General features: G+C 34.4%; 7 protein-coding genes and 1 other annotated feature. All 7 genes read right to left on the bottom strand.

Going from position 1 to position 6,501, the window contains the following annotated elements; genetic code table 11:
* Positions 1-84: 84 nt before the first annotated feature.
* Positions 85-283: a binding site (T-box leader), on the bottom strand.
* Between the two features lie 32 nt (positions 284-315).
* A complete protein-coding gene (locus ACT8VG_RS06025; RefSeq protein WP_217106431.1) occupies positions 316-1,881 on the bottom strand; it encodes a ClC family H(+)/Cl(-) exchange transporter in 1,566 nt (521 codons plus the stop codon).
* Positions 1,882-1,969: 88 nt separating this feature from the next.
* Positions 1,970-2,974 (bottom strand): LacI family DNA-binding transcriptional regulator, encoded by a 1,005-nt coding sequence (locus ACT8VG_RS06020; protein WP_444195410.1) that lies wholly within the window; start codon positions 2,972-2,974, stop codon positions 1,970-1,972.
* A gap of 1 nt (position 2,975) precedes the next feature.
* On the bottom strand, positions 2,976-3,455 hold the full coding sequence (locus tag ACT8VG_RS06015) for a YtxH domain-containing protein (protein WP_117458086.1): 480 nt from the start codon (positions 3,453-3,455) through the stop codon (positions 2,976-2,978).
* 11 nt (positions 3,456-3,466) lie between these two features.
* Entirely contained in the window at positions 3,467-3,763 is a 297-nt protein-coding gene (locus tag ACT8VG_RS06010; RefSeq protein WP_022425139.1) for a DUF948 domain-containing protein, read from the bottom strand.
* Positions 3,764-3,774: 11 nt separating this feature from the next.
* The gene (locus ACT8VG_RS06005) at positions 3,775-5,085 is read right to left on the bottom strand and encodes a UDP-N-acetylmuramate--L-alanine ligase (RefSeq protein ID WP_444195409.1); all 1,311 of its coding nucleotides are present in this window, start codon (positions 5,083-5,085) and stop codon (positions 3,775-3,777) included.
* 78 nt (positions 5,086-5,163) lie between these two features.
* Positions 5,164-5,790 (bottom strand): DUF4261 domain-containing protein, encoded by a 627-nt coding sequence (locus ACT8VG_RS06000; RefSeq protein ID WP_432272114.1) that lies wholly within the window; start codon positions 5,788-5,790, stop codon positions 5,164-5,166.
* Positions 5,791-5,792: 2 nt separating this feature from the next.
* Complete coding sequence (locus ACT8VG_RS05995) at positions 5,793-6,452, bottom strand: HAD family hydrolase (RefSeq protein ID WP_444195408.1); 660 nt, start codon at positions 6,450-6,452, stop codon at positions 5,793-5,795.
* Positions 6,453-6,501: the final 49 nt, after the last annotated feature.

The following is a 6,501-nucleotide window of genomic DNA, read 5'->3' as shown; positions in this document are numbered from 1 at the left end:
AACTTACATCTTTAATGAGGCCACGCCACACTAATTCATCATAAAATGTCATAATTTCCTCCTATAATATAAAAGAGAATCCATCCAAAGGACGAATTCTCGCGTTACCACCTTTATTCATGTCAAAGACATGCTCTCTTGTTGATAACGGTGTACTCACCGTCTAGACTTTGCATCTAGAAGCTCCAAAGTGTATTCATTCATACTGCTGCCCTTATTTTCACCAGCCATAAGTTCTCTAAACCAGCGCATATGAATTACTTGTCTTTTTCATCACAATTAAAAGTCTACATGAAATCATGATGTTTGTCAATATCAGCTTGTGAAGACACTTTCCAACATCAGCTTCGTTTCATCAAGATGGAATGCATCTACTAAGACAATGATACGATCTCCTGATATGAGCTTTGTATCCCCTTTTGGAATGATTTCTTCTCCACCACGAATAACGGAAACAATCAAGCTACGACGTGGAAGTTGTAAATCTTTAATATAGTGATCACAGGCATTTGAACCAAAACCAACTGTATATCCAATGAGTTCCTTACTATCTGCATATTCTTCCATTGACTGATAAGGCTGATTGTTTAAAAGATTCGTTAAAAGACTTTCATAAATCGGTTCACTATGTAAAAGATTGGCTACATAATAAGAAACAAATGAAACAAGTGCAATTGGTAGGAGCATCTTTAAAGTTCCACTCATTTCCGCAATAAGCACAATACCAGTAATCGGCGCTCTTACAATGGCACTAAAGTAAGCAGCCATTGCCATAATAATGAAGTTCATAAAATACTCGGAAGGAACACCACACATAATAGCAACCTTACCTACACTTGCACCAATAAGACTTCCAAGAATGAGTAGTGGGAAGAAGATTCCTCCAGCAGCACCCGATCCAAATGAAACACATGAAATAAGTAATTTTAATATAAATAATAAGACAAGAGTAGATAAAACAAGATTTGGTTCATTGAGATATTCTACAAGTTTATGTCCTCCACCCATGACAAGTGGACAGTAGAATCCAAGAATTCCAGATAACACTAAAGGGATAATGACTCTTTGATGTTTCTTTAAGAATGGTGTTTTCTTATAAAGTTTAATAGTTCCCATTGTAGCCTTATTATAGAAAGCACCTAATACGCCAGCGATAATACCGAGAATAATAACCCAGATATAATTCTTTAAAGGGAATGTTTCTTTGATTGAGAAAGCTAAAGTAGGTGATAAACCAAAGATATTTCTACTTAAGAAATCCGCAGTAATAGATGCAATCATTACAGAAACAAGTGCACTTGTAGAGAAGTTCTTATGAACTTCTTCTAAAGCAAACATGATACCTGCAAGAGGTGCATTGAAGGCTGCAGATAAGCCAGCCGCTGCTCCAGCTGTCATTAAATAACGCTCTTCAGTTTTTACACGTTTTCCTTTTTTCGCAAGAGCTTTACCAACCATACCACCTAGCTGGATACTTGGACCTTCTCTCCCTAATGATAAGCCACCTACAAGTGCAAGCGCACCTGCACAGAATTTTGCAAGTAAGACTCTCCACCAGCATTCATCAATACGTCCCTGTACTTCTGCTTCTAGCTGTGGAATACCAGAGCCCCCGATCATAGGTTCCCACTTTAAAAAGATTGAAATAATAAGACCTAATACAATAAGGCCAATGATCCACAAAGGCCAATAAGACACGTTATGTGCAACAAAGTCCCTTATAGTAAAATAAATAGATTCTGCATTTGATAAAACAAGACGATAAACGATACAGACAGCACCTGACACGATACCAACAAGTAAACCTTCATAAGCCAAGCGCTTATTGAGTTTACTTCTTTCTCGTAATATATTTGCAGTATCAGATTGATTTTTAAGCATATATAATCCTCCCAGTAATTATAATGACCGATACTATTTTAGCACAATCTAAACCAGTAAAAAAGGATGCCTCAGCATCCTTCTTTGGTTATTTAGTTGTATCACGCTTGATGAATGTATAATGCATTGGCACTTCTGCTTCATCAATTTCTTCATGATTTAAGATCTTTGTAAGAAGTCTGATTGCGATAGCACCCATATCATATACAGGTACATGAATAGTAGTAAGAGGTGGACGACAAATAGTCGCATAACTTGTATCCATCATACCAACAACCTGCATATCTTCAGGTACATTGATACCATGATCAATTGCTGCATTGACAACAGCGACTGCTTCCTTGTCATAGCCTGTTAAAACAACATCATGCTTATGAGTATCAAAATATTCCTTTAATTGAGGATAGCTTTCTTCATAATGGTTAGAAACATCCACAATATAATCTTCTGGAAGTGTTTCACCACTATCTTTAAATGCTTCTTCAATACCCTTCGCAAAATCATTTAAATCAACTAAGTTTTGAGTAGCTCTTACGAAGCAGATATCCTTTTTACCCTGTTCAATAAATTGTTTAGTCATATCATATGCAATACTCTTTGCATCAACATATACAGAGCAGATATCTTCATCAGAAATCTTATATCCAACAACAACTGCAGGAATACGGTATTTTTTAATGAGATCAATTTCTTTATCAATGCAGTTATTGTTAAATAATACAACACCATCAGCTCTTGATTTAATAACCTTCTCAATTACTTCTTCAATTGGGTTACCTAAACCAAGTTCATCAGTTGTATACATAATGATATTGAAATCTAAAGTACGTCCAGTATCTCCAATACCACCAATCATATCTTTTACATGTCCAAATAGTGACTGTGGGAATACAACTGCAATAGTTGTAGTTTTACTAGTTGCAAGACCTCTTGCAATCTGATTAGGCTTGAAATCGAGTCGTTTAATTGTTTCAAGTACACGTTTTCTTGTTGCAGGCTTTACAACATTAGAACCATTAATTACTCTTGAAACTGTTGCAAGTGAAACATCAGCTGCTTCTGCAACATCATAGATTGTTACTTTCTTCTTCATACTAGTCCTTGATTTCCTCAATCATTTCATCTAGCTGTTTTTCAACATCATCAATTTGCTGATCAATCACATCTTCATCAATCATGGCAGCCTTATCATTAATCATTGTTTTCACTTCATCGATTTTCTGATTCACACGTCCAGTTACTTCTACAACTGAACCTTTCACCTTATCAAAATTTTCACTAGATTTTACTTTTTCTGCTAAAATTTCTAACTTTTTCTGTACTTCATCTACTTTTTCTTTAGTAGTTTCTTTAAAATCATCAGGATCAAATTCATCTACTGATTTTTTGATATTTTCAATTGTTTCTCCTAATTTAGCTTCAACGTCTTCTCTAGTAAGACTTGCTAAATAATCATAAGTAGATTTTGATTTAGCTTTGATGTCTTCTCTTAATTCACTACCTTTCTTAGGTGCAAATAATAAACCGGCTAAAACGCCTAATCCTACTCCGAATAATACTTTTCCGAATTTCATAATTATACCTCCTATTTTTTCTTCAAGATATTTTTCAAGCCTAATACCGTTCCTAATATACCTGTGCTTGATCTCTTCTTATTAAAAATACCACTTACCACGTTGATAGGTTCATTGAGCTTATCCATTTTATAGTTGATATCATCCACTGTGACATTTACTTTAGAAACTGTTGTTTCTAAATGCTGTGCCAAATGACTGACATCTTTTAAAGTTGTAAGTGCATGGATAAGAAATACTCCTAGAGACACTAATGCAAATACACCAGCGAGCACTAGAATACATAGACAAATTGTTAAGATATCCACGGGATGTCCTCCTATGCCTTTTCTTTTTCCTTAATAACTAAATCTTCTAACTTATAAATATCCTTAGGACTCATAAATAAGAATACTGCGTTATCATATTGTGCCAATTCTTTTGCACCTGCTTCATCTTCAGTAACTACTTTAGAACGAGGTAGGTTCTTAGTAATAACACTGACATCAATATCGATTCCTGGTTCCTTTGGCGCATTTTTAGGGAAATCTACAAAATATGGATGATCAACTGTATCCATGATTCGTGCATAATCCTTCGCAAATCTTAAGCCACGAGAATATCTATCTGGCTGATAAACCGCAACAATCTGCTTGCCAGGGAAACGTGTTCTTGTTTCTTCGATTACATATTTAATAGCTGTTGGATGATGAGCATAGTCATCAACATATACGTTATTACCTACTTCTTTCACTGCATAACGTCTCTTAGTTCCCTTAAATGTACTTAGCTGACTCTGCATATAATCAAAGTCCATACCTTCAAGATAACCTAAAGTAATAACACCTAATGTGTTATAAAGTGTATGCATACCATAGAATGGTAAAGTGAAATGTCCAAAAAGATCACCATAGATATATACATCAAATGAAAGACCTTTTTCATTATTAATTACATTTTTAGCCTGAACATCATTACCGTCTTTTACACCGAATTTTACAACTCTCTTTGTATAATTCAAATGTGGAAGATGTGGATCATCACCCCAGATGACAATAGCCTTTTTAGCCTGGTTGGCATATTTTTCAAAAGACTGTTCATACTGTTCCATTGACTTGAAATAGTCTACATGGTCCATTTCAATGTTGTTAATATAAGCATAATCTGGATGATACCATAAGAAATGATCTTTATATTCGCAGCATTCAGCTATGAAATACTTAGCACCCTTAGTGGCATAACCAGTACCATCACCAATTAATACATTTGTCTTATCATAGTCTTTAAATAAATGATAAGCCATACCTGTAGTTGAAGTCTTACCATGTGTACCTGCAATACCGATACTAATATGATCATCCATAAGCTTAGCTAGGAAATCATAATAGTGATGAATTGTTACATTAGGATTATCTTCTGCAGCAGCCACTTCTTCATTAGAACGGTCAAATGCATTCCCTGCAATAACATCCATACCGTCTTTAATGTTGTCTTTGTTAAATGAATAAATAGGAATATGTCTTTCTCTTAAGCCATCTTCAAGGAAGATATACTTATCAATATCACTTCCTGCAACTTCATAACCTAAATCATATAAGATTCTTGCAAGAGAAGCCATTCCTGAACCTTTAATACCTATAAAATAATACATATATTTTGTCACCTCGATAATATATTAACACAAATTAAATAATGATTACATAGATATCACTTAAAAATGAAAGTATTTTCATAAATTGGTAAGAAAAGGATCGTCTATCCTAAAAGTTGGTGTATCAAATATCTCACTTTCACCTAAATGAATAGTCAATACCTGTTCAATAGTGAGTCCAATAGTTTCACCATCTTTAAATGCCACATTGTTCATAATAACATAGAGTGCAGTATCTTTAATGAAGTCTAATACATTCATAGGTTCACCAATAGAAGAGACTTCTATTTCATGATAGCCGAGCTTTTCAAGACCATCTGTATAAGCCCCTACCCCATTTTCTAATGGATATAAACCAAACCAGATGACGTTATAAATAGGAAACATATCCTGATCAATCATCTTGGCCATTGTTTGATAAAAAGATGGTTCATAGATGACATCATTCATATAAACTCCTACAACATTCTCATCAATGTTTGAACATACTTCTTCTACAAATAAAGGACAGTCTGTCTGAATAGTTTCAATTGTCTTATGGACATGAATCATACCCGTATGATTTTTAGTACATGCATCTGCTTCTTCCCACATAAAGTTACTTAATGCTGCATTGAGACGTACTTTGTCATCTAATGGTTGATTAATATAATCACTTGTTTCATTGACTGGTTCTTTTACTAATAAAAATGCTTCTAATTCCATCTTTACTCTCCCTCAAACAATAAGTCTTCTAACTCTTTAACAGACTCGACATAATAAGTACATTTAGTCTTGATGTCTTCTTTGATTTCTTTGATATCATGAGCCCATCCAGCTCCACATGCATCAATATGCGCATCTCGTGCCATCTGTACACCTGGTAATAAATCATCTACAAGTAAGACATCTTCTTTATTTAAATGAAGCTCTTTAATAATTCTTTCTACAGGCCAAGTAGATGGTTTACGCTTTTCAGGAGGTAATTCCCAGCCATATATAATAGAAGGCTCTGGTAAATCATTATTCTTATAATCACGAATGATTGTATGCTTCATTGAATGAGAAATAACACAGATAGTGCCACCTTCATTCACATAACGCCATAATAAATCATGAATGCCATCAAAACTGACAGGTGCATGATCACGAATATAGGACTGCCAGTTATTTTCCTGTATATGCATTTCTTCTTCACTGAATTTTAGTATATCAAAACATAATGCAGTGAAACCTGGCTTATAATTATACTTGAAATAATCTTCACAAGTCATAGTAACACCAGGACGCAATTTACTTAATGAGTCTAAGAATGCAGGAAAGTTCACTGTACGTGTGCTATCTACAATCGTATCATCATGATCTAATATCAAACATTTATATTTCATTTTTTTCTCCATTTCCCCGCGCCTTCGTTGCGCGGACACAAATATTTAA

The sequence above is a fragment of the Catenibacterium sp. genome (assembly GCF_052354645.1).
Lineage (GTDB): Bacteria > Bacillota_I > Bacilli_A > Erysipelotrichales > Coprobacillaceae > Catenibacterium > Catenibacterium mitsuoka_A.
This window is presented reverse-complemented; position numbering and strand designations above follow the sequence as displayed.